The sequence below is a fragment of the Stenotrophomonas sp. STEN018 genome (assembly GCF_056760235.1).
On sequence record NZ_JBRREK010000030.1, the window covers coordinates 1 to 26,276 of the forward strand.

Here is a 26,276-nt window from a genome sequence, read left to right on the forward strand (position 1 = left end):
CACGGCCGGTTCCGCCTCGACCTTCTCGCGGGGGGGGGGTGGGGCCGCGGGCCGCCGCCCGCTCCCGCCGGTGGCCTACCACCCCCCGGCCGCCGTGGTCCCCCGGCTCCCACAACATCCCGCATCAAGGCCCCTGCACGTGCTGCAAAATCGCTTTAGCCAAGCCTTCGTAGTCACCTTCAAAATGATGATCACCGGGCAGCTTGATCAACTGCACGCTGCCGACCGGCAACTTCGGACACAGCGCGTCATCGTCATCGGCGCCGTAGATGCACAGCGTGCGATCCGCAGCCATGCGCCGCATCTCAGGTGCGATCGGCAGACCATCATCGCCGCCGCTGGATATCCAGTTGCTGACATGGAATTCATAGTCAGCGGTTTCACCCACCGACATCAGCGCGGTCATCCGCAGCATCTGTGCAGTAGCAGGCGGTAGCTTGTTGATAGCTGCGGGCAATACATCGGCGCCCTGTGAGAAACCAATCAGCATCAACTTGGGCCTTTTCCACTGGTTGGCGTAGTAACGCGCAATCCGGTCCAGATCGACCGCAAAGCCTGCTGGTGTGCGCTCACTCCAGAAGTAACGCAGCGAGTCAACGCCGACCACCGGAATCCCGGCCTCGGCCAAGGCCCCAGCTACATCCTTGTCCAAACCAGCCCAACCACCGTCACCGGATACAAACACCGCAAACGTATCGCCCTGCCCGCTGGCCGGCACTTCCACCAGCGGCAAGCCGTCCAGATCCTGCGGCACCGCAGGCAGGCTGACGCCACGCTGCGCGCCCAGCACGCGCGCCGCTGCGACTTCACCAGGCAGAGCACTGCCCGCTCGGGTAAGGGCGAACTCACGTGCCAATGGCACCGCCGCCATGAAAGCCGTCACCGCCGCCGGGCAGGCCCGCCCCTTGCCTGCAGCAGCGTTCAACCAGGGAAACCGCAGCGCCTGCGGCTGCAGCGCACGGCCCTTGATGGCATCGCCGCAGGTCATCGTGGCGTTGTGCAGCTGCGGGCAGAAGCCTTCGGTCAAAAGCCCCGCAAACACATCCGTATCGGCCTGGGTCGCGACCGCATAGGCCAGCGCGGCACCAGCGCCATCACCGCCGAGGATGGGCAGACGGTAGGTAGGCACGTGATAGTAGGCCTGCACGTAGCGCGAGAAATTTTCCACATCGCCGGCAGAAAAGCCGCACTTGCCACCTTCCTTGGCCAACACCCGATACAGGTGGTGGGTATCGATATCGACCACCATCGCGCCGTCGTCGCGCAGGCTCTGCAGCCGCTCCCGATGCTGGGTGGAGCCAACGCCATCGCCGAACCACAGCACCACACGCTGTGCCGGCGCACTTGGCAGCAGTACCGGTACATGCTCGAACCTCCCATGGCTGACCTGCTCGGTTGCCATTGCCGGTGCCGCCAACAGGCTCAACGCCAGCACCCCCATCCCCCACATCACACGTGCCATGTACAGTTCTCGAGAGCGACCGGCAAAGGCTACGCCTACCGGCGGTGGAAAGATGTCGAAGGCGAGTACTCAGGCCTGCGCTTCAGGGTGACGCGCGGTCCATTCGGCCAGCTTCTGCCGGTAGACCAGCAACTCATCGGTATACAGATCCAGCACACATAGCGGACAGCCACTGCCACAGCATTCGTTTGGACCCGGCGCTTCCGGTGGTTGCGGGCGCGGATCGGGATCAGGAGTGGCAGAGGCCTGGACGGGCAGTTCGTTCATTGCAGCGGCCGGTTCGGCCCTATCAGCGGTGGGACTAGCCACATTTTAGCCAAAGCACAGGCTCAGGCAGTGGCCCGGCGCAGATTGGCCCGTGCCGCGGCGTCGTAACGTTCATGGAAGAAATCGCTGAAGAAGATGCGCGGCTGCGCCAATACCTTCTTCAGGAAACGCCTCCGGTTGAGCCGGAACAGAAAGCCCGGCACCTTGCCCTGGTACTCCTCGGCGATACCACGGTCATAGGCATCGAACACCGTGTCCGGTGCGCCAAGGATCGCCATGTCGCTATCCAGGAACAGCGCGGCATCGGCATCCAGTTCCTCTCCACCCAGGCTGCCATGACGCGCGGTGAGTTCAATCAGCGCCATCACCCGCGCCGCATCCACTTCGCTATCCGCCAACCAGCGCGCAATGCCGGACGCGGCCAGCTGCGCCGAGCGCGCCTCGTTGTCGCCACGCCCGGCCTCGTAGATCGCATCGTGGTAGAGCACCGCCAGCATCACTTCCAACGGCTGTCGCCAGCCGGGACCGGCAGCCACATCGCGGTAATGCTGGAGCACCGCCTGCACATGGCCGAAGTTGTGATACGCACGCGGCGGCTGTGCGTAAGCTGTTTTCAGCTCGGCAAGCAGCGGCGGCGGCAGGGTTTGCAGCAAGTCGTTCATACCGGCATCTTGGCACGAAGCGGTAGCCGGTAAGTGAGCCTGGCCAAAGGCAAGAGCAGGGCCACGGGGCCTTGCGCCGCTCACCACAGGCCGGGCTCAGCCCAGCTGCCAGCGGCCTTCGATCTGGTAGCGGCCCTGGCCGAGAAAACTGCGCACCAGCACGAATTCACGCACGAACCAGCGCAACGGCTGCACCGGCTGTATGGGCAGGCGACGGCGGTCATACAGCAAGGTCATATGCGGGGTGAAGCGCGGGTCCAGCTTGCCACCTACGCCTTGCAGGCAGCGCGCCAGCTCCTCGTGCAGGCCGTTCAACAGCTCGGCACCGTACTCGCTGCGCAGCACGAACGGGTTCTGCCGGCTGCCGGCAAAGCTGCCCACCTGATCAAAACAGACCTCGAACTCGGGCATGCGCACCCGCGCCGCCGCTTGCCGCACCTTGGGCAACAGGCTCGGCGGCAGGCCTGCGTAGTCGCCAAGGTGATGCAGGGTGACGTGCAGGCGCTCGGGGGCCAGCGGCTGCCCAACCAGGCCATGTTCCTCGCGCAGGCCATCGGCCAACTCGGCCACCCGCTCGGCGGTGAGCGCATCGGGCATCACCGCAAAGAACAGGCGTTCGGTTGGAATGTCACTGCCCAGGCCCAGGGTCATCTGGGCCTCGGTTGAGGAAAGCTGCTTCGTCATGGTCTGGTATCGAAAGCCGGCTGCCGTACCCGCTCCGTCGCGGCGGCCACTACTGTCTTGGGCCGCGGATACTAGCAGACCGCGCCGGTCGCGGCCCGGCCATGGCGAAACAATCACCACCAGCCGACGAGCCACGCCGCACAAGGGCTGCCATTAGTTATCCACATGTTTGCACAGTGCTGGTCCACACCCGCTGTGGATTCATTCCCAGCCCGCTTCCATCCCCCTGCAACAGGCCTACACTGAGCGCGCCGCAGCAACCTCCGGGTGATCGCCATGATCGGTTGGAACGCGTTAGTCCTGCTCGCCGCCAGCAGCGTGGCCATCGCCACGCCGCCCGCCCCGGTTCTGGTCCCTACACCGGAGCAGGTGATGGCCATCCCCCCGGAAATACGCGCGCAGCTGCAGGAGCGGGTGATCAAGGCCGCCAACTCCCCCGAACAACGCCTGCATCTACTGGTTGAGCTGGTATTCCGGCCCGAAGGGCTGGGCCTGAAATACGATACCGAGGCCACCCTGACCGTGGCCGAGACCTGGCAACAACGGCGCGCCAACTGCCTCTCCTTCACCCTGTTGTTCGTCGCCCTGGCCCGCGAGATCGGCCTGGAGGCGCGCATGCAGGAAGTGGGGCAAGTGGTGTCCTGGTATGAGGACCAGGGGCTGATCTTCAACGCCGGCCACGTCAATGTCGGCATGCGCGTGGATGGACGCCAGGCCACCCTGGATCTGGACAGCAACGTGCTGTACGACCGCCGCGGCCCGCAACCGATCAATGACAGCCGGGCGCTGGCCCATTTCTACAATAACCGCGGCGCCGAGCAACTGGCCGCGCACGATTACCCCGGCGCACGTGCCTACTTTGATGCGGCTTTGCGGATGGATCAGCGTTTTGTTCCGGCGTGGAGCAATCTGGGTGTGCTCGAATCGCGCGAAAACGATCTCACTGCCGCCTCCAAGGACCTTGAAACCGCGTTGTCGATCAATCGCTTCCACGCACCTGCCCTGCACAACGCCACCAAGCTTTACCAGCGCATGGGAGACACCCGCCGCGTGGCGCAGCTGCAGGCACGGTTGGAGCAGGTACGCAAACGCGACCCGTTCTATCAATTCATGCAGGGCACCACCGCCGAGCGTGACGGCGACTACGCCCTGGCCACGCGCTACTACCGCGAAGCGGTACGGCTGTACAGCAAAGCTCACCAGTTCCACTTCGGGCTGGCACGCGCCTACTTCCTCAGCGGCAACAACCATCTGGCCATGCGCGAGATGAAGCTCGCCCGCGATCTCGGCGGCGACCCGATGAGAGCGGTTTACCAGAGCAAGCTGGACGGAATCCGCAGACTGGAAGGACGCCACGCGGCGCGCTGATCGCGCACCGCGGGCGGCCTGAACAACGAAAGCCCAGCTCAGGCCTTGCGCAGGAAGCAGGTCTTCAACACCAGGCCTTTGATCTTGTCCGAGTTGCCTTCGATGTTCTCGGCATCGTCTTCGACCAGACGAATGTTGCGGATCACCGTGCCCTGCTTGAGCGGGATCGACGAGCCTTTGACCTTCAGATCCTTGATCACGGTGACGGTGTCACCGGCCACCAGCACATTGCCGTTGCTGTCACGGACCACCAGTGTGGATTCCGCAGCTTCGCCAATGGTCCATTCATGCCCGCAATCGGCGCAGACCCATAGCGCGCCATCGGCATAGACGTTTTCCAGCGAACACTGCGGACAGGAAGTAACAGACATGGGGGACTCCCGTACATTGACTAACTCCGTATTGTAGCCGCTCAGTCACAGTTGCTCACCGCAGCACAGGGCGGCCGGTGGGAAAGCGACCGCGAGCAAGCCCTTACCGTGTTGCCGGGCACACCTTCAGTGAACAACCCGGCTGCGCAATGCGTCATCTGCAGGCCGGGCCGACAGTCTGGCCACCGTGATGGCAATGGTCATTCAGGCAACGCCTGCACCCGCAAATCGTGACGTCGTTCGTCCTTGCGCAGGTCTTGCGGCCTGGAACAGCGGTGCGCCGCTGACATGTGAAGCCAGCCGCGCGGCGGCGTAGTACAGTGCGCGGCCGATTCAGCAGCAAGACGCGCAGGCATCATGAAACTCGGCATCGACTTTGGCACCAGCAACTCGGCCGCCGCCGCCCATATTGACGGCAAGGTAGTCCCGGTCAGCTTTGGTGAGGCCCAACAATTCCGCACCACGGTGTACTTCCCCGAGGTGATGCGCGACCCCAACGACTTCGAGCTGACCCCGGCATTGGAGGCACAGGTCGATGAGCTGATCGAATCCGGCCGCCGCGACGCCCGTGCGATCGGCAATACGCGCAGCCATGAGCAGCTGCGCAGCGCCGCCCTGCGCGTTGTGCGCCGACAGTGGATGGAAGAGCGCATCCGCGAACCGCGCAGCTCGACCACCCTGCTGCAGAACGCGGTCTACGGTGACGATGCGCTGGAGGCCTATTTCGAGGAAAACGAAGGCAACCTGGTGCAGAGCCCGAAGTCGATGCTGGGCTACAACCTGCACCCGCGTGCCAAGCAGACCATCACCGGCATCGCCACTCATATTCTCGAACACATCCGCCTGACCGCCTCGCGCCAGCTGCAGTACAACGTGCGCAGCGCCCTGCTTGGTCGGCCAGTGCAGTTCCGCAGCTCGATTGGCGCGGCCGGCAACGACCAGGCGTTGGATATCCTGCGCAGCGCGGCGATGGCGGCAGGCTTTGACGAGGTGGACTTCCTTGAAGAGCCCGCAGCTGCGGCCATGCATTACCACGCGGTCAGCAGCGAGCGCCACGAAGCGGTGATCGTCGACGTCGGCGGCGGTACCACCGATATCGCCCATGCCAGCGTTGGCGGCAGCGCCGCACCACAGATCCATCGCGCCTGGGGTATCGCCCGTGGTGGTACCGATATCGACCTGGCCCTGAGCCTGGCTGGCTATATGCCGTTGTTTGGCCGTGGCATCACCCGCGTGCCTGCGCACCACTATGTGGAAGCGGCGATGGTGCAGGACATGACCCGCCAGCGGGACTTCCGCCAGCACGACTACGACTCGGTGGATCTGCCCCATGGCCCGCGTCTACAGGCACTGCAGGACACCGGCAATACCGCTCGCCTGTACCGCGCGGTGGAGCAATGCAAGATCGCCCTGAGCAGCCAACCCAACCACAGCAGCGTGCTGGACTTCATCGAGGCAGGATTGTCGGTCGACATAGATGCGCCGCATCTGACTGCAGCTGCCGGTGGTTATCTGGGAGAGTTCGAAACGCTGCTGCAGCAGGTAAGTGCCGATATTGGCCACGACCCGGTGGCGGTGTTCCTGACCGGCGGCATGTCGCGCGCCGGCTACATCCAGCAGGCGGCAGCAGCGGCCTTCCCGACTGCCAAGCTGGTGCATGGCGACCCGTCATTCGGTGTCGTGCAAGGGCTGGCGCTGGCAGCAACAACCAATGCAGCTGTTGTAGGAGCGGCATAAGCCGCGAAGCCACAGCTCTAGACGCGCAGAAGCTCTACCCCTCCCCAACCCTCCCCTTGCCTGCTGCAAAGGGAGGGAGCTGAAGCTCTCCCCCTCCCGCTTGCTTCGCAAAAGGGAGGGCATCAATCAACGATCCAGACTCACCCGCACACCGCCCGAATGCGACTGGATGGAGATGTCACCATCGCCACCGCCAATCCGCGCGTCCAGATTCTTGCCCGGCCCATAACGCGGGGTCTGCACCTGGCCGACATCGGAGCGGATGCTGCCGCTGAAGGTGCTGACCTTCAACTGCGCCGAAGTACTGGCCGGCAAGCCCAGCGACACCGAGCCACTCACCGTCTCCAGATTGATCCGGCCGCCCGGCTGCAGACCAGCGCTGCGCACACCCAGGCTGCCTGATACCGACTCGGCATTGAGCCGTTGCACCTTGGCCAGATCCAGGGTGATTCCACCCGACACGGTATTGGCCGAAACCTCGCCACCACTGCCACCGGCAGCATTGATCCCACCACTGACCGTTCTGGTCTCCAGACGCGATGTCTGCAGCTGCGAACGGATCGCGCCGCTGACCGTGGTCAACTCGGCCTCAGCAGCGCGCCCATTGGCGGTGATGCTGCCGCTGACGGTGGAACTCTGCAGGCGCCGCAGGTCCACATCGGACACATCCACCATCGCGCTGACGGTACTGGTCTGCAGCTGCGCAGCGCGCGGCACGCGCAGCTCCAGCACCGCGCCACGACTGCTACGACCGTTCTGCGGGTAGACCACTTTCAACGCCACCCGGTTGGCGCTGCTTTCCACCTCCAGCCGCTGGCCGTCGCCCAATGAGCCGGTGAGCTGCACCTCATTGCGGTCCCAGCCACGCACGGTGACCGAACCCGCCACATTGCTCAGTTCCACACGGCCGCCGCTGGACAAGGGCAGGTTGCGATTGACCGCGGTCTGCGCAAATGCGCTGGTCAGCGGGGCCAGCAACAGCGCGGTGGCGATCAGATTGCGCATGCAAGCTTTCATCAAATACTCCTTCAAGTCGGAAGTCCGGTCGGGTTCACGCCCTTGCGGGTGAGTTCAAGCCGCAGCGCGTAGGTGCGCTGCAACTGTCCAAGTAGAAATGTGGCATCAGGGCTCTGTGCGATGGCGCTGCGAATGCTGCCGGCGCTTTCATCCAGTTCACGCAGGGCTGGCTGCAGCTCGGCCGCCAGGTTGTCCTGCGGAATCGTCGCCATCGCCTGCCGGTACTGGTAGGTGATGCTGTTGGCCTGATGCTGCAGCGGGGATTCCTCCACAGCCACCGATGCAACCGGCTGTCGCGGCAACAACGACAGACTGGCCACGCCAACCAGCGCCACGACCACCGCAGCAGCGGCATAGCGCGGCCAGTGGCGTCGCGGCGGCCGTTTTGTCAGTGCGATATTCAAGGAAGAAACAGGTACGGCATCCGCTTGCAGGGTACGCGGCACCTGCTCCAGTTCTGCGGCAATGCGCTGCCACACCATAGCCGGGGGTACCCGCTCGGCAGGCAGCCCGCGCAGGCGCTGCACCAGCTCATCGCCTTGATCGCGATCGTCTTCGTGGTTGTTCATCATGCGTCTCCAAGCCGCGTGCGCAACAAACTGCGCGCACGATGCAATTGGGCCTTGGAACTACCGACAGCCATCTGCAGTTCCACGGCGATCTCCTGGTGTTTCCAGCCTTCAATGTCGTGCAGTACCAGCACCGCGCGGGCGCGTGGTGGCAGCGTCAACAGCGCGCGTTCCAGATCCATGCCGGTGGCATGGCAGCGTGGGGTATCGGCGATCTCGGCCAATAGGTCCATTCCGGATTCACCGATATCCAGCGACTCAAACGTTGCCGCGCGCAACTCCATCAGCGCCGTATTCACCGCAAGGCGATGCAACCAGGTAGCCAGCGCGCTCTCGAAGCGGAACTGCGGCAGCTTGCGCCAGGCCTGGATGAAGGTTTCCTGCATTACATCCTCGGCCCGCGCGGCGTTGCCGCCGCATAGCCGCCACAGCAGGGCGTACAGGCGCGGCGAGTGGCGCCGGTAGATGCGCTCGTAGGCACGGGTATCACCGGCTGCGGCGGCACGGGCCAGCGCAGCGTCGTCGACGACGGGCGGTGAAGGGGCGGCGGTAGTCACGGTGGCGTCGAGCATATCCATTGGATGCGGCAAGCAGGCAAAAGGTTTAAAGCCGGTTCAATTCTTTGCGCAACTGGCCTGCCAACACGCCGCGACTGGCAGCAAACGCCACACTGGCCGACAATCGGCGCTCGCCAAACCGTTGCTGCCGATGTTGGGTAGCCCCGTCATTGCGCGTAGCGCCGCGTTTGCCGCTGGCCGGCCGCGCCGCCTCCACTGCACTGAAACACTGACGTACCGCAAGGAAACCGCATGAAGCACTACCTCCCCGCCTCGATGCAGCAATGGATTGACCCCATCAACACCGGCCTGGGCATCCTGCTGATCCTGGTCGTGGCCTGGCTGCTGCGCCTGCTCACCCGCCGCCTGCTGTCCCGGCTGGGCCGGCATTACACGCTGCCGGCGCAGATCGAGATGGCAATCCGGCGGCTGACCAACTTTGTCATCGGCACGGTGGCGCTGGTTGCCATTCTGCAGGCACTGAACGTACAAGCCAGCGTGCTGTGGACCGCGTTCACCGGCTTCGCGGCGGTAGGTGCGGTGGCGTTCTTTGCCGCCTGGAGTGTGCTGTCCAACATCTTCTGCACCTTCCTGATCTTCACCACCCGGCCGTTCCGCCTCGGCGACCAGATCGAACTGCTGGAGAATGGCGAGAAGCCCGGCCTGAAGGGCGTGGTCACCGACATCAACCTGATCTACACCACCCTGCATGAAGTCGGCGGCCCGGCCGAAGGCACACTGATGCAGATCCCCAACAGCCTGTTCTTCCAGCGCGGCCTGCGTCGCTGGCGCGGTGGCGATGCAACGCCGACCACCGTGCAGGGCGACGGCTGAGCGGGCGCCGCCCGAAGTCAGCAATCGCCGTGGTGCTGGCGCTGACCTCGGCTCTTGCCTTGGCTCGTCATCCCCGCGAAGGCGGGGACGACTGCGCAAGGCGTGAGCCGGAAGCAGCAACCAAAGCCAGAGCCAAAACGCTCACTCACCTGAACACAGGTACGGCAGCAACCTACCGATCTACAGCGTTCCGCTCGCGTCCATATCACCCGTGCGAAAATCAGCGGCATTGAGCGACCGGCCCGGTCGCAAACCCGCACGTAATGTCCTCCTCTCCCAATACCTCCTGCCCTGCCCCGCAGGCAGGCGACGCCTTTGCCGTTGCCGAAAGCCAAGATCCGCGTTCCGACCGCCAGCGCTGGCTCAGCGTGATCGCCCTGGCCCTGGCAGCCTTCGTCTTCAATACCAGCGAGTTCGTCCCGGTCGGCCTGCTCAGCGACATCGGCACCGATTTCGGCAAGCCAATCGAGCATGTCGGGCTGATGCTGACCATCTACGCCTGGGTGGTCGCACTGACCTCGCTGCCGTGCATGCTGCTGACCCGCAATTTCGACCGCCGTAAATTGCTGCTGGGTGTGTTTGCGCTGTTCATTCTCAGCCATGTGCTCTCGGGATTTGCCTGGAGTTACCCGGTGCTGATGGCCAGCCGGGTTGGCATTGCGCTGGCCCATGCGGTGTTCTGGTCGATCACCGCCTCGCTGGCGGTGCGTGTGGCACCGCAGGACAAACGACCGCAGGCACTCGGCCTGCTCGCCACCGGTACATCCGTGGCGATGGTGCTGGGCATCCCATTGGGTCGCATCGTTGGTGAGCTGTTGGGCTGGCGCATCACCTTCATGGCCATCGGCGGCGTCGCCCTGCTGGTGATGCTGGTGCTGGCGCGCCTGCTGCCGGCCCTGCCCAGCCACAACAGCGGCTCGGCCAGCAGCATCCCGTTATTACTGCGACGCCCGGCATTGATGGCCTTGTACCTGTTGGTGATGGTGGTGATTTCCGCCCAGTTCACCGGTTACAGCTACATCGAGCCCTTCGTGCAGAAGATCGGCGGCTTTGATGCTCACGTGACCACGCTGGTGCTGCTGTTGTTCGGCGGCATGGGCTTCATTGGCAGCGTGTTGTTCTCGCGCTATGGACTGCGCTGGCCGCGCGGCTTCCTGCTGACCGCGATCGGCACCCTGGCTGCCAGTCTGTTGCTGCTGCGCAGCGGCCTGCACAGCAGCTGGCTGCTGTATGCGCTGGTCTCGGTATGGGGCGTGGCGATGATCAGCTTTGCGCTGTCGATGCAGTCCAAGGTGCTGAATCTGGCCTCCGATGCAACCGACGTGGCCATGGCCCTGTTCTCCGGCATTTTCAATATCGGCATCGGTGCCGGCGCATTGATCGGCAGTCAGGTCAGCCTGCAACTGGGCATGCAGCATATCGGCCTGGTCGGCGGCCTGATCGCCACGGCAGGCTGGTTGTGGTGCCTGTTCGCGATGCTGCGCTGGAGCGGCAGTTTCCGCTTGGGCAAGCCCACCGCCTGAGTTGCGCCTGCCAGCACGCCGTTTGCTCGCAGCAGCGGATATGCTTGCACCTCGGTGGCAAGTTGAATGCCTGGAGAGCGGGATGGATGCAGGTTTGATACTTCGTGATGCGTCCGCCGCCGATGCGGCGGCCTTGAGTGCCTTGGTCACGCCACTGGCGCGGCACCTGCTGGATATGGACACCGGCTCCAGCGCCCATGCCTTTCTCTCCACCCTGACAGCGGAAAACTTCCTGCAACGCCTGGCGTCCACGCAGTTCGCCCACTATGTGGTGATGGACGGCGAAACCCTGTGCGGCATGATCGCCATGCGTGAAAGCAGCCATATCCACCACTTGTTCGTCAGCCGCACCACCCGCAAACGTGGCATCGCCAGGATGCTGTGGGAACATGCACTGCGCATCCACGGCCGCCAGCAATACACCGTCAACTCCTCCGAGGTCGCTGTCCCGGTGTATGAGAGGTTCGGCTTCGTTGCCAAGGCAGCACCACAGACCGTCAAGGGGGTGCGCTTCGTTTTGATGGAACGTCCGCGCCTGGTCAAGCCGGTGATCCAGAAACAGTATCTCAACACTGCACTGGCCAAGCCGGAAGCCTGAGCCAGGCGGCTGCTATGGTGTGTGCGGCAACAGGTCGTACATGCGCACCAGGTCGACCAAGGTCCGTGCATCCATCTTGCGCATGACCTGCCCCCGTCGCACCTTGACGGTGATCTCGCTGATACCCAGGTCGGCTGCGATCTGTTTGTTGAGCCGGCCGCGCACCACCCCTTCCAACACCTGCCGCTCGCCTGGAGTCAGGCCCTGCCAGCGCTCCTGCAAGGCCTGCTGCGCGCCCTGTTCGCTGCGCTGCTGCTCGCTTGCGGCCAGAGCGTTATTGATCGCGTCCAGCAACTCCTGCTCACGGAACGGCTTGGTCAGGAACTCGATGGCGCCCGCCTTGATCGCCGCCACACCCATCGCGATATCACCATGGCCGGTAATGAAGATGGTGGGCAACGCCTGCCCGTCCGCCAGCAGCCTGCGGTGAAACTCGATACCGCCCTGCCCGGGCATGCGCACGTCCAGCACCAGGCAGGCCGGGCCATCGCCACGGCGATGGGAGAGGAAATCGGCCGTGGACGCGAACGCCTGCGCCTGCAGGCCTACCGAGGCCAGCAGGTCTTCCAATGCCGCACGCACCGACGGATCGTCGTCGATCACGTAGACCACCGCTCCAGCTGCCTCATGCTGCATAGGCCACCTCCGCCATCGGCAAGTCCAGCATGAAGCGTGCGCCACCACCCTGCGCCGATTCGCCACTGATCCTGCCTGCGTTGGCTTGGGCGATGCTGCGGCTCAGGCTCAGGCCCAGGCCGAGGCCGTTCTTCTTGGTGGTCCAGAACGCGTCGAACAGATGCTGCAGTTGCACCGCATCCAGCCCCGCACCGTGGTCACGCACGCTCAAGCGCACATGCCTGTCGTCGAGCAGGCGCAGCGCCAGTTCAATCCGGCGATCAGCGGCAGGCAGATGCTCCATGGCATCGACGGCGTTGACCAGCAGGTTGCCGATCACCTGCTGTACCTGCGCGCGGTCAGCCCAAACCGGCGGCAGTGCATCCAGCGTATCCAGCTGCACATCAATGCCCTGCTGATCAAGGTCGCCGCGTGACAAGGCCAGTACCTCACGCAGCGCATCGCCCAGGTCGAAAGCCGAAGCCTGCGGTGGTTCGCCACGGACCAGGCTGCGCACGCGTGCGATCACCTCGCTGGCACGGTGGGCATCCGCGCGGATGCGGGCCACGGTCTGCACGGCCTTGTCCACGTTGGGCGGGGTTTGCCGCAGCCAACGCTCGGCCGCCTCGGCGCTGGTGGCGATGGCTGCCAATGGCTGGTTGATTTCGTGGGCAATGGAAGTGGTCAGCTCGCCCATCGTCGATACCCGCGCCACCCGCAGCATCTGCGCCTGCGCGTGCGCGGCCGTGGCCTGCGCCGTCTCCATCTTCAACACCAACCAGGTCACCGACACAATCACCAGTATGCCGATCAGCGAGTTGACGATGCCCAGCCGCAACGCGCCGAAGCGGGTGAAACCGAAGCTCACCACCACCAGTACGATGCAGCTGCCAGCCAACCACAGCAGACCCCGCCGGCGCAGGCTGCCCGAGGCCGCCAGGATCACCGCCGCGTACAAACTCGGCGCCGCCACCGCATAGTCGGTCAAGGTATCGATCACGAAGATCGCTGCCATCACCAGCAACAGGGCCAGCCGCTTGAGATGCGTATTCAATGTCGGGGTGGGCATGGCGTTCTCGCAGTACAGGGGCCGTCGGCGGATGCTCAGTCCTCGACGGTAGCGTTCCAGAAGCTCTGCGATACACCTTTGGTCGACGACAAGGCGGCCATCACCTGGTCGAGCTCCGTCGAATCGACGGCCGTGGCATACAGCACCGCCTCAACCTCCACATCATCGTCGCCAAAGGGCTGCTGCTCAACCGAACGCACCGGGTAATGGGCCTCCTCCAGCCGTTCCAGCAACTGCGCCACCACGTGTGCCTGGCTGTCGCGCTGGCAGATCACATACACCGCATAGGTGGCCTCGGAGAACTGCTCGCGCAACGGCTGGCGGTGGATACGGTTGACCACCGGCCGCAGCAAGGTATTGGCGGCCAGCACGAACAGCGCTGCCAGCAGCGCTTCCGGCAGCAGCTTGGCGCCGGCACAGGCACCAACCGCAGCCGATCCCCACAAGGTGGCGGCGGTATTGAGCCCGGACACCTGCGCGCCCTCTTTCATGATCGCCCCGGCGCCGAGGAAGCCGATGCCGGAAATCACATAGGCGATCACCTGCATCGGCGTGGTGGAGCCGCCGTGCAGGTCGTAGAAGCGCACCGCAAGGTCGACGAACACCGCCGCTCCCAACGCCACCAAGGTGTTGGTCCGCAGACCGGCGGTACGCTGGCGCAGCTGCCGTTCCAGCCCGATCGCCGAGCCCAGCACGAAGGCCGTTGCCAGACTGATGAAGCTGCTCAGGGTCGCCCCCGGGTCGAAAGCGGGCAGGTTCAGGTCCATTGCGTGCGGTGCTCCTGTTCGGTGGTCGTTGGATGGCTTACCAGCCGTAGCGCCGGATATAGATCTTCTTCAACACCGTGGTCAGCGCAGCGTAACCCACCAGCAGCAGCACCAGGCAGGGCCAGTACCCCAGCGGCAGCGGCTGCATCCGGAAGTAGCCGGCCAGCGGCCCCATCGGCAAGGCGACGCCGGCCAGCATGATCACCGCGGTCATCACCAGCAGCGGCGGCGAGGCGATGCTCTGCAGGAACGGGACCTTGGGGGTACGGATCATGTGCACGATCAATGTCTGGGTGAGCAGCCCCAACACGAACCAGCCGGATTGGAACAGGCTCTGCTGCTCGGGTGTGCGCGCATCGAATACGTACCACATCAAGGCGAAACAGAGGATGTCGAAGATCGAGCTGATCGGCCCGAAGAACAGCATGAAACGCCCGATGCCAGCCGGGTCCCACTTCAGCGGTCGCGCCACCAGCTCGCGGTCGACATTGTCGAACGGAATGGCGATCTGCGAGATGTCGTAGAGCAGGTTCTGTACCAGCAGCTGCAAGGGCAGCATCGGCAGGAACGGCAGGAAGGCCGATGCCACCATCACCGAGAACACGTTGCCGAAGTTGGAGCTGGCGGTCATGCGGATGTACTTGAGCATGTTGCTGAAGGTGCTGCGCCCCTGCATCACGCCGTCCTCCAGCACGTGCAGGCTCTTCTCCATCAGGATGATGTCAGCGGCCTCCTTGGCGATATCCACGGCACCGTCGACGCTGATGCCGATATCGGCCGCACGCAGTGCCGGTGCATCGTTGATGCCGTCGCCGAGGAAACCCACCACCCTGCCCTGTGCGCGCAGGCAACGCACCAGTCGCTCCTTGTGCAGCGGGGTCAGCCGGGCGAATACGCTGTGCTCGCGCAGCGCGCGCTCCAGGGTCGCGGTGTCCATCCGCTCGATCTGCGGCCCGGTGATGATCGTGCCCACCGTCAAACCCACCTGCGAACACACCCGCGCGGTGACCAGCTCGTTGTCGCCGGTCAGCACTTTCACTTCCACGCCGTGTTCGGCAAGTGCCTGCAACGCCGGAGCCGCCGTGTCCTTGGGCGGATCAAGGAAGGCCACGTAACCAATCAGGGTCAGGTCACATTCGTCGCCGCGGCCGTAGGCACGGTTGCTGGCCGGCAGCTCCTTCATTGCCACCGCCACTACCCGCAATCCTTCCTCGTTCAATTCCTCGGTGGTCTGCCGCACCCGCGCCAGACGCGCCTCGTCCAGCTCAAGGTCCTGACCATCCAGTTGCACGCGCGAGCACACCGACAGCACCTCTTCCACTGCGCCCTTGCAGATCAGCTCGTGGTGGTCGTCACGCTCGGATACCACCACCGACATGCGGCGGCGCTCGAAATCAAACGGGATTTCGTCGACCTTGCGGTAGTCCTGGGCGACACGCAGCGCATGCTGCATCTCCACGTGCTCCAGCACCGCACGGTCGAGCAGGTTGCTCAGGCCGGTCTGGTAGTGGCTGTTGAGGTAGGCGTACTTGAGCACGTCCTGCGAATCACTGCCGCTGACGTCGGTATGCCGTTCCAGCGCGATCTTGTCCTGGGTGAGCGTGCCGGTCTTGTCGGTGCACAGCACGTCCATCGCACCGAAGTTCTGGATCGCGTCCAAGCGCTTGACGATCACCTTGCGCCGCGACAACTGCACCGCCCCCTTGGCCAAGGTGGAGGTGACGATCATCGGCAGCATTTCCGGGGTCAAGCCCACCGCTACCGACAGCGCAAACAGGAAGGCATCCAGCCAGTCACCCTTGGTGAGACCGTTGATCAGCAGCACGATCGGCACCATCACCGCAGCGAAGCGGATCAGCAGCCAGCTCACGCTGTTCACGCCAGCCTGGAATGCAGTGGGCGCGGTTTCCAAGTGGGTGGTGTGCTGCGCCAGGGTGCCGAAGTAGGTGCTGTTTCCGGTAGTAAGTACCAACGCGGTAGCGCTGCCGGAAACCACGTTGGTACCCATGAACAACAGGTTGGGCTGCTCCAGCACGGTACCGCCGTCCTGCCGCGAGTCAGCGAACTTCTCCACCGGCAACGATTCACCGGTCATCGCCGCCTGCGCGACGAACAGGTCCTTCGCGCTCAGCACACGGCAATCGGCGGGGATCATGTCGCCGGCCGACAGCAGCACGTGATCGCCCGGCACCAGTTCGCGGATCGGCACCTCCGCCGCAACCGATGCCGTCGCCGAATGCAGCTGCACGCCGAAATACTGCCCGGCCAGGTCCGCCGCTTCGGTGCCATGCGAACGCCGCAGCACCCGTACCGTATTGCTGACCATTGCCTTCAGCCGTTCGGCGGCGCGGTTCGAGCGGCCTTCCTGGACGAAACGGATCAGCGTGGACAGGACCACCATCATGCCGATGATCGTCGCCGCCTTCATGTCTTCGGTGAACCACGACACCACCGCCAGCACCGTGAGCAGCAGGTTGAACGGATTGCGGTAGCACTGCCACAGATGCCGCCACCACGGCAGCGGCTTCTGGTGGTCAACCTCGTTGGGGCCATAGCGATGGGCACGCTCCTCCACCTCGGCCATGCCCAGGCCATCGGCATGTGACTGCAGCTGCTGCAACGCCTGCTCAGGCGTTGCCAGCGCCAGCTCGGTGAGCTGCTGGGTATAACCGGCCGGCAACGTCGCGGTGCCATCGCGCAGGTCCGCCGCTTCCGGCATGCGCCGGCGGCCGAACAGGCCGGCGACACGGCGGCTGCGCAGGAAGGTATCGAACCAGTTCTTGAAAATGTTCATGCGCCTGCTCCGGAGGTGCCTGCCATCGATTGCAGCTGGCGGTGTTGTGATGCGGCGGGTACTACCTGCCAGCGCAGCCAATGCACGCCGGGATGAGCGTCCATTGCCGATACCAGCGGTGCTGGCAGCTGCCCGCGCCGGGTATCCAGCGCAAGCCCCAACTCGACCTCATTGGCGTTGCGATGCAGATAAAGCAACCTGCCCACACCGGCCCGTAGCAGTCGCCGCAGCCAACGTTCAAAGCGCTGCCCGCCACCGTGGCGCAGGCGCAGGCGCAGCTGGATACGGTGATGGCGCAGCTCACTCCAGCCCAGGGCGTTCATGCGTGCACTCCCGGCAACTCGCCGCCTTGCATCCGATAGTCGGGGCGAGCGCGGTACAGGGGCCGCAGCTCGTCACGCAGGGCCGGCGGCAGATGGCGGATGACCGCCGGGCGCTCGCCCAGCGGCAGCAGTGACAGCGCATCAGCACGCACACGTGCCGAGCAGCATTGCAAAGCGGCGGCGAAGGCCGGGCCGCCTTCGCTCAACAGCAGGTCGCGCAAGGCGCGGACGTCACGGCGGGTGACGGCGCGGCGCAGGGTGAGGTGGGTCAGTTGCAGGATCATCGGGAAGGCCTCGGCCACAGGGCAGCGGCCTCCCCGGCGCTCAATCGAGCTGCCGTACGGGAATCAGGGCCGGATGCCGGTCATCGGGAAAATTCGGGGGTGCACGCGCGCGTGCCGTTCTGGGCCAGGGTCCATAGCTATGAACTCCTCTGTCGGTGGAAATCCGAGGCCATTGCAGCCTCGCCGGATGGGTGAATTATCCGGATTCATATCGCCCGACCCCAGCCTACCTTGGCATGGCCGGGATATACCTTGGTATACCGGCCGCGCCGGCCGACGGCTGCATCAGCGCAGCTGGCTGTCCTTGCTGCCACGCCGGTTATAGCCGGCGAACGACTCGTCTTCGTCCTGCGCCTGTTGGCAGGCCACGCACAGCCTCACTCCGGGCACGGCCTTGCGCCGCGCCTCGGGAATCGGCGCATCACATTCTTCGCAGTGTTCCAGCCCCGGGCCGCTGGGCATGCGGCTGCGCGCACGCTTGATCGCGTCCTCGACGGTGGCATCAATCTGATCCTGAACGGCGGTGTCGCCCGCCCAACCGGTGGCCATGATCGCTGGCTCCGTAATGACCGGGTTCCAGCCTAGCGCAGTTGCGACAAGGCTGGGTAAACGCCGGTGGAACTCACCACATCAGGTCGTCAGGCACCTGGAACTGGGCGTAATACGCGTCGTCTTCCGCGTTGCCAGTGGAAATCGGCGTGTCCGCGCTCTGGCCGTGGTCGAGCACGATCAGGCTGGCGTCGCGCTCGCGCACCTTTTCCGCCGCCACCCGCGGCAGCAGTTCGAAACTGTCGCCATGGCGGGCGATCACCAGCGCACCATTGGACAACTGGGTACGTAGCGCCTCGGTGACCAGCATCGTGCGGATCACTGCGCCGTCGTTGAAACGGTATTCCAGCTCGCCAGCGCGTGGCAGCTTGCGGTCAGCAATGATCTGCCGGGCCTGCGCGCGCAGCTCGTCGGCGCGGCGCTGGGCGTTGTGCTCAGCGGCCAGCTGGCGGTCCTTTTCGGCCTTTTCGGCGCGGGCACGGTCGGCCTCGCGCTGGCTTTCGGTCGCGCTCGCCGGGCCTTTGCCGTGCCGGGCCTTGACCTGCTCGCGCACCACCTGCGAGACCTGTGACTTCTTCACCAGACCAGCCTTGAGCAGCTGTTCCTGCAGTGGATTACCCTTTGCCATCGTCGTTGTTCATGGTTCTGTTGCCGAGGCTGCCATCATAGCGGCCTGCCCGGTCCCGCCCAAATGCCCATGCTTCCGCTGAAATACCTGAATGGCTATCCCGAACACCTGCAGCAGCGCGCCCGCGAGCTGCTGGACGCGGGCAAGCTGGGCGAGGCGGTACGCAAGCGCTACGCCGAGCCCAATACAGTGCGCAACGACCGCCAGCTCTACGACTACGTGCAGGCCATCAAGGAGCGCCACCTGCGCCAGTCGGTGCCGCTGGGCAAAGTGCTGTACGACGGCAAGCTACAGGTGGTGAAACACGCCCTGGGCACGCATACCGCCATTTCCCGCAACCATGGCGGCAAACTCAAGGCCAGCCGCGAGATCCGCATTGCCAGTGTGTTCCGCGAGGCCCCTGCCGAGTTCCTGCGGATGATCGTGGTGCATGAGCTGGCGCATATCAAAGAAGCCGACCACAACAAGCCCTTCTACCAGCTGTGCCTGCATATGGAGCCGGATTACCACCAGCTGGAGTTCGATCTGCGCCTGTACCTGACCGCCTTGGAACATGAACCCGGTTGAGCCGCCCATCGCCGCGCTCCCGCCACAGCGCTACACTCCCCGCCCTTCGTAGAACCCATTGATGCCATGACCACCCCTATCCGTCTCGACAAGCGCGTTGCCGCGCAGCTGCAGTGCTCGCGCTCGCAGGCCCAGCAGTACATCGAAGGCGGCTGGATCAGCGTCGATGGCGTGGTGGTGGAAACCCCGCAGACCATGGTCAGTGGGGAAATCATCACCCTCGGCGCCGAAGGCAATACCGAAGCCGCCGAAGCAGCTACCTTCCTGATCAACAAGCCGGCCGGCTGCACCGGCGAGCAGCTGTTCGCGCTGCTGGCCGATGAAAACCGCTTTGCCGACGACGCTTCCGGCATCCGTCCGCTTCGCCGTCATTTCCAGCGACTGGACTACCTGATGCCGCTGGACGATGCGGCCAGCGGCCTGGTCGTGCTGACCCAGGATTGGCGCGTGCGCCGCCACCTGCAGGAATCCGGCTACAGCCTGGAGCAGGAATTCGTGGTTGAAGTCAGCGGCGAACCCACCCCGTGGGCGATGCCCAAACTCACCCATGGCCTGATCTATGAAGGCCGCAGCCTGCCGCAGGCCAAGATCAGCTGGCAGAGCGAGCAGCGCCTGCGTTTCGCGATCAAGGACGTGCGCCCGGGCCAATTGCAGTTCATGTGCAGCCAGGTCGGCCTGAAGGCCGAACAGATCCGCCGCCTGCGCATCGGCCGGATCGGCCTGAGCAAGATGCCCGAAGGCCAGTGGCGTTACCTGGCAGCCGAGCAGAAGTTCTAAGCCAAGGCCAGCGCTGGTTTTGTAGGAGCGGCGTCAGCCGCGAAGCTGGCAATGCGCCCGGTTACGGTACGAAACAGCATCTCACAATGTGCAGTTGCAAGCGATCAGCGCGCGGACGAAACACCTGCTTCGCGGCTGACGCCGCTCCCACAACGGTCGACTGCGCTCATAACAGTCGAATCACAGCCGCAGCCGCTGCACCCACAATAACCACCAGCAGAAACGGTGCCCGCAGCATCAAGGCTACCGCTGCGGCCAACAACGCGGCGATGCGCGCATCGAAGGCCAACCCCTGCCCGGCCGACACCGTGTTCATTGCCGTCAATGAGGCCAGCAGACCTATCGTCAGGCAGCCGGCAACGCGGTTCATGCGCGGCGACTCCAGCCACCGCACCGGCACCAGATAGCCAGCGAACTTGATCGCCCAAGCGGCAACGCAGCCCACGATGATCCATGCCCACAGCGTCATGGTGTCGGCTCCTGCTCGACCTTGGCAGCAACGTCGACCTTGGGCGCGACATCGGGCTCCAAGCCCTCATCCGCCGGCCCCCTGCCAAACCAACCCCAAACCGCGGCCACCGCGGCAGCCAATAGAATAGGCACACCTGGCGGCACCCATGGCAGGGCCAGCACCGTCACCAACGCGCAGACCACCGCAATCGTCACCGGCTCGCGCGAACGCAGGCGTGGCCACAGCAAGCCGAGGAAGGCGGCAACGGCGGCGCCATCAAGGCCCCACTGGCGCGGATCACCCAACGCGTCTCCCAGCAGCGCACCCAACAAAGTAAACAGGTTCCAGCACAGGTAAACGCCCAGCCCTGCCACCCAGAAGCCGCGACGCTGTTCCTGCGGATCGCTCTGGCTGGCGGCGGTTGCCGCCGATTCGTCGATGGTGACCTGCGCTGCCAGCGGCCTCAGCCAACCGCGTGGGCGCAGCATGCGGTTGATCTGCGCCCCGTACAACGCGTTGCGGATGCCAAGCAGCGTGGCCGCGCCAAACGCCGCTGCGCCCGCACCGCCAGCGCCGATCACGCCGATGAAGGCGAACTGCGAGCCACCGGTGAACATCAACAGGCTCAGCGCGGCGGTCTGCGCCACGCTGAACCCCGATGCCACCGCCAGCGCACCAAACGAAATGCCATACAGGCCAGTCGCAATCGCTATCGAAACGCCGATGCGTACCGCTGGCGTGATGCGCCCGGCCATGGCCATCAGGCGCGCCCGCGCGCTTGTTCGGCCGCCGCGACAAACACCACGTCGGTGGACGAATTCAAGGCGGTTTCAGCCGAGTCCTGCACCACACCAACAATGAAACCGACACCAACCACCTGCATGGCGATCTCATTGGGAATGCCGAACAGGCCACAGGCCAAGGGAATCAGCAACAGCGAACCGCCCGGCACGCCGGAGGCGCCGCAGGCGCCGACTGCGGCAACCACGCTGAGCAGCAGCGCGGTCGGCAGGTCAACCGCGTAACCCAAGGTATTTACCGCCGCCAGGGTCAGCACCGAGATGGTGATCGCCGCACCTGCCATGTTGATGGTCGCACCCAGCGGAACTGCTACCGAATAGGTGTCCTCATGCAGGCCGAGCTTGCGGCACAGCTCCATGTTGACCGGGATATTTGCCGCCGAGGAACGGGTGAAGAATGCGGTGATGCCGCTCTCGCGCAGGCAGCGCAGCACCAGCGGATAGGGGTTGCGGCGGGTCACCACCGCCACGATCAGCGGATTGCCGACGAAGGCCATGAACAGCATCGCGCCAATCAACACCGCCAGCAGATGCAGGTAGTCCTTCAATGCTCCCAGGCCGGACTCGGCCAACAACGAGGCAACAATACCGAACACACCCAGCGGTGCCAGCTTGATCACCAACCGCACTACCCAGGTGACGGCATCGGAGAAATCACTGACCAGGGTACGGGTGGTCTGGCTGGCGTGGCGCAGTGCCAGGCCCAGGCCGACTGCCCATGCCAGCAAACCGATGTAGTTCGCGTTGAGCAGCGCATGTACCGGGTTGTCGACGATCTGCATCAACAAGGTATTGAGCACCTCGCCAATACCACCCGGCGCGCTCATGCCGGTCTCGGCGGCCTTCAACGTCAATGTGCTGGGAAACAGGAAACTGGCTGCCACGCCCACCATGGCCGCGGCCAAGGTGCCAATCATGTACAGCACCAGGATCATCCGGATATGGGTCTTCTGGCCCTGCTGGTGATTGGCGATAGAGGCCGTGACCAGCACCAGCACCAGGATCGGCGCCACTGCCTTCAGCGCGGAAATGAATACCGTACCGAGCAGGCCAACGGCGGTCGCGCCGGCTGGCCACGCCATCGCCAGCACGATGCCGGCGACAAGGCCGATGACAATCTGCAGCACCAGACTGGGCGCTCGGATAGAGGAGGAACGTTCGGTCATTACAGGGCTCGGGGCAAACGCAAACCTCGATTCTCGCCCACCAGGGGCGTTCCCCGCACCCCCGGAACGTCATGGAATCAGGACAAACTGCCGCCAGGTCACCAACACCGTTAGGATGCGCGCATGGAAAACAAGCATCGCCCCAAACGCCTGCTGCGGTTCCTGGCCTACCTGCTGGCCGTTGTGCTGCTGCTGATCGGCAGCGGCCTGTTGCTGGGTGACCACCTCACCCCGAAGGCCGTCGGTGCGACTTCGCAGGCCCTGCCACTGCAGGCACAGCAGACCCTGATCGACCGCCAACTGCAACCCTTGCTGGCCGATCACCCCGGCAAGAGCGGCGCGGTGTATCTATCCGACGGGCTCGAGGCCTACGCCGCACGCGCGATCATCACCCGCCAGGCCGGGCGCAGCCTGGACCTGCAGTACTACATGTGGCACGACGATCTGCTCGGCCACCTGCTCGCCCATGACGTTTACCAGGCAGCCGAACGCGGCGTACGCGTGCGCCTGCTGCTGGATGACATGAACGCTACCGGGCTGGACCCGCAGCTGCTGGCGTTGGACAACCATCCCAACATCGAGATCCGCCTGTACAACCCGTTCCGCAACCGCGACGGACTATGGCGACTGGTCGAGATGGTGCAGCGGGTTTTCAGCATCAACCATCGCATGCACAACAAGGCGTGGGTTGCTGACGGCCGCGTTGCCATCGTTGGCGGCCGCAACATCGGCGCCGAATACTTCGACGCGCGCCCGGACGTGAACTTCCGCGATCTCGATCTGCTGCTGGCCGGCCCGGTCGCCAACGATGCCAGCAACATCTTCGATGAATTCTGGAACAGCGACGCGGTGGTGCCGATCGCCGCCCTGCATCAGAGCACCGACCAGCAGATGGCCAACTTCATCAGCCAGGCCGAGCTGGACGCACGCCAGCAGCAAGCCGAACCCTATTTGCAACGCGTGCGATCGCATTTCACCGATGCTTACCTCAGCAAGCAACTGGACCTGCATTGGACCGACGGCGTAAGGATCCGCTCGGACCCGCCACGCAAGCCCGTCGGCGGCGACAGCAGCCAATGGCTGGTCACCCGCCTGGTCGAGGTACTGAGCAGTGCCAAGCACAAATCACTATTGATCTCGCCCTACTTCGTGCCCGGCGCAGTCGGCACCAAGGGCCTGATCCAGCAGGTCCAAAGCGGCGTGCAGGTCGGCATCATCACCAACTCGCTGGCAGCCAACGACGTACCTGCAGTGCACAGCGGCTACATGCATTACCGGCGCCCGTTGCTGGCCGGCGGCGTGCAGCTGTACGAACTCAAGGCCCGTGGCCACATCGAGAAGGCATCCACCTTCGGCAGCAGTGGCGCCAGCCTGCATACCAAGGCCTTCGTGGTGGATGATCGCCGTGGCTTCGTCGGCTCGTTCAACCTCGACCCGCGCTCGGCCTATCTCAATACCGAAATGGGCGCACTATTCGATGACCCGGTGCTGGCTGCACGCCTGCGTCAGGAATACCTGCGCCTGTCCAGCGCGGAACTGAGCTATTGGGTGTATTTGAACAAGGACCACGAACTGCGCTGGCTGGACCGTGCCAGCACGCCACCAATAAGCCTGCGTACCGAACCAGACACAGGACTGATGCAACGCGCCAGCACCCAGGTGATCAGCTGGTTGCCGCTGGAGTCGCAGCTCTAGCCTGTGCAGTCGGCATTGCGGGGCGGTCTTCCAGTAGATATCCATATGCAGACGCGGCCCGCCCCGCGCTCCGCCCGAACCAACCTCAATCCGATGTGCTGTCTGCCTGCGTCATCCGCTTCCACAACCATGCCGCCACGTGTTCGGGCATTTGGCTGGCGAGCGCTGCATTGGCCTCAGCCTCGCTCATCAGGCCCTGTGCATGCAGCATCGCCGCGCTTGCGGCCAACTGCCCGATCTGCAACGAGCGCCCCAAACCCGTGGCAGCCGGCATCTCCACCTGCTTGAGCGCCTGCACGATCGGCGCCGACAACTTCCAATGCCCAGCAATCCGCACCGCGGTCGGCGCGCTGCAGCGCTCCAACACTTCCAGCAAAGTACCCGGCTCACGTGCGCGCAACGGCGGCCGCGCCAACACATCGGCAGCCGCCTGCATCGCCATTGCCGCGCTCAGCCCCAGCAGCAGGCCAGCCAGCTGGGCAGCGAAGCCATCCTCGCGTTCCACACTGCGCGCATGGTCAGCAGCGGCCAGCGACACCCGCAAGGTGTACTCCCATAGCAAACGCGAGAACTCAGCATCAACGCCGCTGGCTGACTCCATGACCGGCTGCACCAATGCAGCGGAAATGATCTGACGGATGCCATCGTTGCCGATCAGCGTCACCGCCCGCTCGATGCTTTGGATGTCGTGCCGTTGCAGGCGATACAGGGAACTGTTGGCGATACGCAACAACGTTGCCGCCAGTACCGCATCACTGCCGATGATGCGGGCGATGGAGCGCGACGAGGCAGCACTGTCATTCACACTCTGGATCAGCTGCGGCAGCAGGTTCGGTCGGCGCGGCGTGTAGCGCGAGGACAGGTCCGCACGGCTCAGCGCCGTAACCACATCGTCCACCACCGCACGCTGTACGCGCAGCGCATCGGCCGGCGTATCGGCGGCGCTGAGCGCGCTGAGCAGGAAGCGCCGCTGCAGATCATCAACGCTGACGACGACCGCAGCATCCTCGACTGTCGCTGCGCTAGCCGACGGCGGCACACGCAGCCGCCGTTGCGGACGTGCCACATCACCACTGCGCCGCTGCCAGAGCCAGACCAGGCCTCCGGCAACCACTGCTGCAAACACTGCCGAGATAATCACCATGACTAAAACAAAATGGCCCACGCGGAAAGCTGCCCGGTATATCGGCCGACGCCCGCAGTTCTTTAGCCAACCCTACTGCTTCGCAAAGATGAATACAACAACACTGCCAAGCCCACTCCAGTTTCTGCGCAGACCAGATTCATTTAGGACAAATCCCAAAGAAACGCGAGGACACCGCCCCCTATATTCAAATAGAAAGTAACTTAACCAATCAAGCCGCCACACTTTCATCATGCTTTTAGATCCGCACCATACCCAGCAGCGGCTTACTGCTCATCACCAATACGCACCCAACCACCATCCCGAGGCGCGCCACGATGATCGCGACAATGCAGACACCGCCCAAAACGCCCGGAGCGCAACGGAAAGCCAAAGACCCTGCCGCTTGGGAATCAGCAAGCCACGCAATTCGGCAGCACCAAAGTTTCACCAATTAAACTAAACGAATATTCATACAAAAGCCAAAGTCCGAAACCACCACCGCAATCAATAAACAGTTTTTCCGGGTTCCGAATTTGTGAATAGCAGCACATGCAAATGGCCAATTTCCTGATTGCCAGCACCATTGATACTGCTATGTTGAACTGCTGCCTCCGCAATAATATTTAGTTTCAAATATAAAACCCCAACCTCACCCTCCATGAGCGGGAAAAACGGCATGAGCTGGAAAACTGTTTGCGCAGAATCGCGGATGCGCGATGAATATCCCTACGCAGCCAAGGTAGTCGCCAAGGACATCGGCTTTCCCCCGGCCGATGTCGCGTGAACCGAGTACCAACGGCACCTGCATCAGTGCAATCACACCGGGCCTGACCCAGTGCGAACCCACCGAGTGCACTCCTGCCGAACGACACGCCCTGTACGAAAACAGACTCACCTTGCAGCGGGCGCAATACGCCGCCGACTTCGACGGCACGGTAGTGCTCCCCCTATCAGGCCAATCGGATTTCGTCAGCGGGAAGGCCCTACCCGTCAATGACGGGTTTGTCTTCAACTAA

Annotated in this window: 29 protein-coding genes; 9 read left to right on the forward strand and 20 right to left on the reverse strand. The window is 64.0% G+C overall.

What is annotated here, in order from left to right; translation table 11 throughout:
• Positions 1-124 precede the first annotated feature (124 nt).
• From ACVOMB_RS12650 to thpR, 4 genes are all read right to left on the reverse strand, one after another.
• Positions 125-1,462, reverse strand: coding sequence for a virulence factor family protein (locus ACVOMB_RS12650; protein ID WP_481531496.1), 1,338 nt, complete (start codon positions 1,460-1,462; stop codon positions 125-127).
• 69 nt (positions 1,463-1,531) lie between these two features.
• The gene (locus tag ACVOMB_RS12655) at positions 1,532-1,729 is read right to left on the reverse strand and encodes an oxidoreductase-like domain-containing protein (protein ID WP_481531497.1); all 198 of its coding nucleotides are present in this window, start codon (positions 1,727-1,729) and stop codon (positions 1,532-1,534) included.
• Between the two features lie 62 nt (positions 1,730-1,791).
• Positions 1,792-2,391, reverse strand: a complete 600-nt coding sequence (locus ACVOMB_RS12660) for an HD domain-containing protein (protein ID WP_481531498.1) — start codon at positions 2,389-2,391, stop codon at positions 1,792-1,794.
• Positions 2,392-2,487: 96 nt separating this feature from the next.
• Entirely contained in the window at positions 2,488-3,075 is a 588-nt protein-coding gene (thpR, locus tag ACVOMB_RS12665) for an RNA 2',3'-cyclic phosphodiesterase (RefSeq protein WP_481531499.1), read from the reverse strand.
• Between the two features lie 276 nt (positions 3,076-3,351).
• Between thpR and ACVOMB_RS12670 the strand changes: the two genes are divergently transcribed.
• On the forward strand, positions 3,352-4,443 hold the full coding sequence (locus ACVOMB_RS12670; protein ID WP_481531500.1) for a tetratricopeptide repeat protein: 1,092 nt from the start codon (positions 3,352-3,354) through the stop codon (positions 4,441-4,443).
• A gap of 38 nt (positions 4,444-4,481) precedes the next feature.
• Here ACVOMB_RS12670 and ACVOMB_RS12675 read toward each other — a convergent pair whose 3' ends face one another.
• Positions 4,482-4,814, reverse strand: a complete 333-nt coding sequence (locus tag ACVOMB_RS12675) for a zinc ribbon domain-containing protein YjdM (RefSeq protein WP_481531501.1) — start codon at positions 4,812-4,814, stop codon at positions 4,482-4,484.
• A gap of 357 nt (positions 4,815-5,171) precedes the next feature.
• On the opposite strand from ACVOMB_RS12675, the gene ACVOMB_RS12680 reads away from it, so the two are divergent.
• On the forward strand, positions 5,172-6,551 hold the full coding sequence (locus ACVOMB_RS12680) for an Hsp70 family protein (RefSeq protein WP_481531502.1): 1,380 nt from the start codon (positions 5,172-5,174) through the stop codon (positions 6,549-6,551).
• 126 nt (positions 6,552-6,677) lie between these two features.
• Here the strand turns inward: ACVOMB_RS12680 and ACVOMB_RS12685 are convergent, their stop codons facing one another.
• The 3 genes from ACVOMB_RS12685 to ACVOMB_RS12695 are packed head-to-tail and all read right to left on the reverse strand — an operon-like array spanning position 6,678 to position 8,709.
• Complete coding sequence (locus tag ACVOMB_RS12685; protein ID WP_481531503.1) at positions 6,678-7,568, reverse strand: DUF4097 family beta strand repeat-containing protein; 891 nt, start codon at positions 7,566-7,568, stop codon at positions 6,678-6,680.
• Between the two features lie 11 nt (positions 7,569-7,579).
• Positions 7,580-8,137: a hypothetical protein gene (locus ACVOMB_RS12690; RefSeq protein WP_481531504.1), complete on the reverse strand. Its 558-nt coding sequence runs from the start codon at positions 8,135-8,137 to the stop codon at positions 7,580-7,582.
• Positions 8,137-8,709: an RNA polymerase sigma factor gene (locus tag ACVOMB_RS12695; protein WP_481531505.1), complete on the reverse strand. Its 573-nt coding sequence runs from the start codon at positions 8,707-8,709 to the stop codon at positions 8,137-8,139. The genes ACVOMB_RS12690 and ACVOMB_RS12695 overlap by 1 nt, the downstream gene beginning before the upstream one ends.
• 237 nt (positions 8,710-8,946) lie before the next feature.
• Here ACVOMB_RS12695 and ACVOMB_RS12700 point away from each other — a divergent pair, with 237 nt between their 5' ends.
• From ACVOMB_RS12700 to ACVOMB_RS12710, 3 genes are all read left to right on the forward strand, one after another.
• On the forward strand, positions 8,947-9,528 hold the full coding sequence (locus ACVOMB_RS12700; RefSeq protein ID WP_481531506.1) for a mechanosensitive ion channel domain-containing protein: 582 nt from the start codon (positions 8,947-8,949) through the stop codon (positions 9,526-9,528).
• Between the two features lie 263 nt (positions 9,529-9,791).
• Entirely contained in the window at positions 9,792-11,051 is a 1,260-nt protein-coding gene (locus ACVOMB_RS12705; protein ID WP_481531507.1) for a sugar transporter, read from the forward strand.
• A gap of 82 nt (positions 11,052-11,133) precedes the next feature.
• Positions 11,134-11,649, forward strand: coding sequence for a GNAT family N-acetyltransferase (locus ACVOMB_RS12710; RefSeq protein ID WP_481531508.1), 516 nt, complete (start codon positions 11,134-11,136; stop codon positions 11,647-11,649).
• A 12-nt stretch (positions 11,650-11,661) separates the two neighbouring features.
• Here the strand turns inward: ACVOMB_RS12710 and ACVOMB_RS12715 are convergent, their stop codons facing one another.
• The 8 genes from ACVOMB_RS12715 to ACVOMB_RS12750 all read right to left on the reverse strand — a co-directional run bounded on the left by ACVOMB_RS12715 (position 11,662) and on the right by ACVOMB_RS12750 (position 18,678).
• Positions 11,662-12,285 carry a response regulator transcription factor gene (locus ACVOMB_RS12715; protein WP_481531509.1) on the reverse strand — a complete coding sequence of 208 codons (624 nt, stop codon included), beginning with the start codon at positions 12,283-12,285 and terminating at the stop codon, positions 11,662-11,664.
• The gene (locus ACVOMB_RS12720; RefSeq protein ID WP_481531510.1) at positions 12,275-13,333 is read right to left on the reverse strand and encodes a sensor histidine kinase; all 1,059 of its coding nucleotides are present in this window, start codon (positions 13,331-13,333) and stop codon (positions 12,275-12,277) included. Before ACVOMB_RS12720 ends, ACVOMB_RS12715 begins: the two co-directional genes overlap by 11 nt.
• Positions 13,334-13,368: 35 nt before the next feature.
• Positions 13,369-14,100, reverse strand: a complete 732-nt coding sequence (locus ACVOMB_RS12725; protein WP_481531511.1) for an MgtC/SapB family protein — start codon at positions 14,098-14,100, stop codon at positions 13,369-13,371.
• A gap of 37 nt (positions 14,101-14,137) precedes the next feature.
• Complete coding sequence (gene mgtA, locus ACVOMB_RS12730; protein ID WP_481531512.1) at positions 14,138-16,894, reverse strand: magnesium-translocating P-type ATPase; 2,757 nt, start codon at positions 16,892-16,894, stop codon at positions 14,138-14,140.
• The gene (locus ACVOMB_RS12735; protein ID WP_481531513.1) at positions 16,891-17,217 is read right to left on the reverse strand and encodes a hypothetical protein; all 327 of its coding nucleotides are present in this window, start codon (positions 17,215-17,217) and stop codon (positions 16,891-16,893) included. The genes mgtA and ACVOMB_RS12735 overlap by 4 nt, the downstream gene beginning before the upstream one ends.
• A complete protein-coding gene (locus ACVOMB_RS12740; RefSeq protein WP_481531514.1) occupies positions 17,214-17,501 on the reverse strand; it encodes a hypothetical protein in 288 nt (95 codons plus the stop codon). The genes ACVOMB_RS12735 and ACVOMB_RS12740 overlap by 4 nt, the downstream gene beginning before the upstream one ends.
• Positions 17,502-17,786: 285 nt before the next feature.
• Positions 17,787-18,050 carry a DksA/TraR family C4-type zinc finger protein gene (locus tag ACVOMB_RS12745; RefSeq protein WP_481531515.1) on the reverse strand — a complete coding sequence of 88 codons (264 nt, stop codon included), beginning with the start codon at positions 18,048-18,050 and terminating at the stop codon, positions 17,787-17,789.
• A 73-nt stretch (positions 18,051-18,123) separates the two neighbouring features.
• Positions 18,124-18,678 (reverse strand): DUF2058 domain-containing protein, encoded by a 555-nt coding sequence (locus ACVOMB_RS12750; protein ID WP_481531516.1) that lies wholly within the window; start codon positions 18,676-18,678, stop codon positions 18,124-18,126.
• Between the two features lie 69 nt (positions 18,679-18,747).
• On the opposite strand from ACVOMB_RS12750, the gene ACVOMB_RS12755 reads away from it, so the two are divergent.
• Positions 18,748-19,245 carry a M48 metallopeptidase family protein gene (locus ACVOMB_RS12755; protein WP_481531517.1) on the forward strand — a complete coding sequence of 166 codons (498 nt, stop codon included), beginning with the start codon at positions 18,748-18,750 and terminating at the stop codon, positions 19,243-19,245.
• Between the two features lie 66 nt (positions 19,246-19,311).
• On the forward strand, positions 19,312-20,022 hold the full coding sequence (locus ACVOMB_RS12760; protein ID WP_481531518.1) for an rRNA pseudouridine synthase: 711 nt from the start codon (positions 19,312-19,314) through the stop codon (positions 20,020-20,022).
• Between the two features lie 166 nt (positions 20,023-20,188).
• On the opposite strand, the gene ACVOMB_RS12765 is transcribed toward ACVOMB_RS12760, so the two are convergent.
• The 3 genes from ACVOMB_RS12765 to sstT are packed head-to-tail and all read right to left on the reverse strand — an operon-like array spanning position 20,189 to position 22,439.
• A complete protein-coding gene (locus ACVOMB_RS12765) occupies positions 20,189-20,491 on the reverse strand; it encodes an AzlD domain-containing protein (RefSeq protein ID WP_481531519.1) in 303 nt (100 codons plus the stop codon).
• Complete coding sequence (locus ACVOMB_RS12770) at positions 20,488-21,234, reverse strand: AzlC family ABC transporter permease (protein ID WP_481531520.1); 747 nt, start codon at positions 21,232-21,234, stop codon at positions 20,488-20,490. Before ACVOMB_RS12770 ends, ACVOMB_RS12765 begins: the two co-directional genes overlap by 4 nt.
• Positions 21,234-22,439: a serine/threonine transporter SstT gene (sstT, locus tag ACVOMB_RS12775; protein ID WP_481531521.1), complete on the reverse strand. Its 1,206-nt coding sequence runs from the start codon at positions 22,437-22,439 to the stop codon at positions 21,234-21,236. The genes ACVOMB_RS12770 and sstT overlap by 1 nt, the downstream gene beginning before the upstream one ends.
• A 123-nt stretch (positions 22,440-22,562) precedes the next feature.
• On the opposite strand from sstT, the gene ACVOMB_RS12780 reads away from it, so the two are divergent.
• Positions 22,563-24,134 carry a phospholipase D family protein gene (locus tag ACVOMB_RS12780; RefSeq protein WP_481531522.1) on the forward strand — a complete coding sequence of 524 codons (1,572 nt, stop codon included), beginning with the start codon at positions 22,563-22,565 and terminating at the stop codon, positions 24,132-24,134.
• 85 nt (positions 24,135-24,219) lie between these two features.
• On the opposite strand, the gene ACVOMB_RS12785 is transcribed toward ACVOMB_RS12780, so the two are convergent.
• Complete coding sequence (locus ACVOMB_RS12785) at positions 24,220-25,278, reverse strand: HDOD domain-containing protein (protein ID WP_481531523.1); 1,059 nt, start codon at positions 25,276-25,278, stop codon at positions 24,220-24,222.
• A gap of 755 nt (positions 25,279-26,033) precedes the next feature.
• Here ACVOMB_RS12785 and ACVOMB_RS12790 point away from each other — a divergent pair.
• Positions 26,034-26,276 carry a hypothetical protein gene (locus ACVOMB_RS12790; RefSeq protein WP_481531524.1) on the forward strand — a complete coding sequence of 81 codons (243 nt, stop codon included), beginning with the start codon at positions 26,034-26,036 and terminating at the stop codon, positions 26,274-26,276.

Coding starts and splice junctions, on each gene's coding strand:
- ACVOMB_RS12745 (WP_481531515.1), bottom strand. CDS start 18,050: ATGGCCACCGGTTGGGCGGGCGACACCGCCGTTCAGGATCAGATTGAT.
- ACVOMB_RS12695 (WP_481531505.1), bottom strand. CDS start 8,709: ATGCTCGACGCCACCGTGACTACCGCCGCCCCTTCACCGCCCGTCGTC.
- ACVOMB_RS12760 (WP_481531518.1), top strand. CDS start 19,312: ATGACCACCCCTATCCGTCTCGACAAGCGCGTTGCCGCGCAGCTGCAG.
- ACVOMB_RS12735 (WP_481531513.1), bottom strand. CDS start 17,217: ATGAACGCCCTGGGCTGGAGTGAGCTGCGCCATCACCGTATCCAGCTG.
- thpR (WP_481531499.1), bottom strand. CDS start 3,075: ATGACGAAGCAGCTTTCCTCAACCGAGGCCCAGATGACCCTGGGCCTG.
- ACVOMB_RS12780 (WP_481531522.1), top strand. CDS start 22,563: ATGGAAAACAAGCATCGCCCCAAACGCCTGCTGCGGTTCCTGGCCTAC.
- ACVOMB_RS12660 (WP_481531498.1), bottom strand. CDS start 2,391: ATGAACGACTTGCTGCAAACCCTGCCGCCGCCGCTGCTTGCCGAGCTG.
- ACVOMB_RS12765 (WP_481531519.1), bottom strand. CDS start 20,491: ATGACGCTGTGGGCATGGATCATCGTGGGCTGCGTTGCCGCTTGGGCG.
- ACVOMB_RS12655 (WP_481531497.1), bottom strand. CDS start 1,729: ATGAACGAACTGCCCGTCCAGGCCTCTGCCACTCCTGATCCCGATCCG.
- sstT (WP_481531521.1), bottom strand. CDS start 22,439: ATGACCGAACGTTCCTCCTCTATCCGAGCGCCCAGTCTGGTGCTGCAG.
- ACVOMB_RS12680 (WP_481531502.1), top strand. CDS start 5,172: ATGAAACTCGGCATCGACTTTGGCACCAGCAACTCGGCCGCCGCCGCC.
- ACVOMB_RS12770 (WP_481531520.1), bottom strand. CDS start 21,234: ATGGCCATGGCCGGGCGCATCACGCCAGCGGTACGCATCGGCGTTTCG.
- ACVOMB_RS12715 (WP_481531509.1), bottom strand. CDS start 12,285: ATGCAGCATGAGGCAGCTGGAGCGGTGGTCTACGTGATCGACGACGAT.
- ACVOMB_RS12685 (WP_481531503.1), bottom strand. CDS start 7,568: ATGAAAGCTTGCATGCGCAATCTGATCGCCACCGCGCTGTTGCTGGCC.
- ACVOMB_RS12710 (WP_481531508.1), top strand. CDS start 11,134: ATGGATGCAGGTTTGATACTTCGTGATGCGTCCGCCGCCGATGCGGCG.
- ACVOMB_RS12705 (WP_481531507.1), top strand. CDS start 9,792: ATGTCCTCCTCTCCCAATACCTCCTGCCCTGCCCCGCAGGCAGGCGAC.
- ACVOMB_RS12740 (WP_481531514.1), bottom strand. CDS start 17,501: ATGATCCTGCAACTGACCCACCTCACCCTGCGCCGCGCCGTCACCCGC.
- ACVOMB_RS12785 (WP_481531523.1), bottom strand. CDS start 25,278: ATGGTGATTATCTCGGCAGTGTTTGCAGCAGTGGTTGCCGGAGGCCTG.
- ACVOMB_RS12670 (WP_481531500.1), top strand. CDS start 3,352: ATGATCGGTTGGAACGCGTTAGTCCTGCTCGCCGCCAGCAGCGTGGCC.
- ACVOMB_RS12790 (WP_481531524.1), top strand. CDS start 26,034: ATGTCGCGTGAACCGAGTACCAACGGCACCTGCATCAGTGCAATCACA.
- ACVOMB_RS12720 (WP_481531510.1), bottom strand. CDS start 13,333: ATGCCCACCCCGACATTGAATACGCATCTCAAGCGGCTGGCCCTGTTG.
- ACVOMB_RS12750 (WP_481531516.1), bottom strand. CDS start 18,678: ATGGCAAAGGGTAATCCACTGCAGGAACAGCTGCTCAAGGCTGGTCTG.
- ACVOMB_RS12700 (WP_481531506.1), top strand. CDS start 8,947: ATGAAGCACTACCTCCCCGCCTCGATGCAGCAATGGATTGACCCCATC.
- ACVOMB_RS12755 (WP_481531517.1), top strand. CDS start 18,748: ATGCTTCCGCTGAAATACCTGAATGGCTATCCCGAACACCTGCAGCAG.
- ACVOMB_RS12690 (WP_481531504.1), bottom strand. CDS start 8,137: ATGAACAACCACGAAGACGATCGCGATCAAGGCGATGAGCTGGTGCAG.
- mgtA (WP_481531512.1), bottom strand. CDS start 16,894: ATGAACATTTTCAAGAACTGGTTCGATACCTTCCTGCGCAGCCGCCGT.
- ACVOMB_RS12725 (WP_481531511.1), bottom strand. CDS start 14,100: ATGGACCTGAACCTGCCCGCTTTCGACCCGGGGGCGACCCTGAGCAGC.
- ACVOMB_RS12675 (WP_481531501.1), bottom strand. CDS start 4,814: ATGTCTGTTACTTCCTGTCCGCAGTGTTCGCTGGAAAACGTCTATGCC.
- ACVOMB_RS12650 (WP_481531496.1), bottom strand. CDS start 1,462: ATGGCACGTGTGATGTGGGGGATGGGGGTGCTGGCGTTGAGCCTGTTG.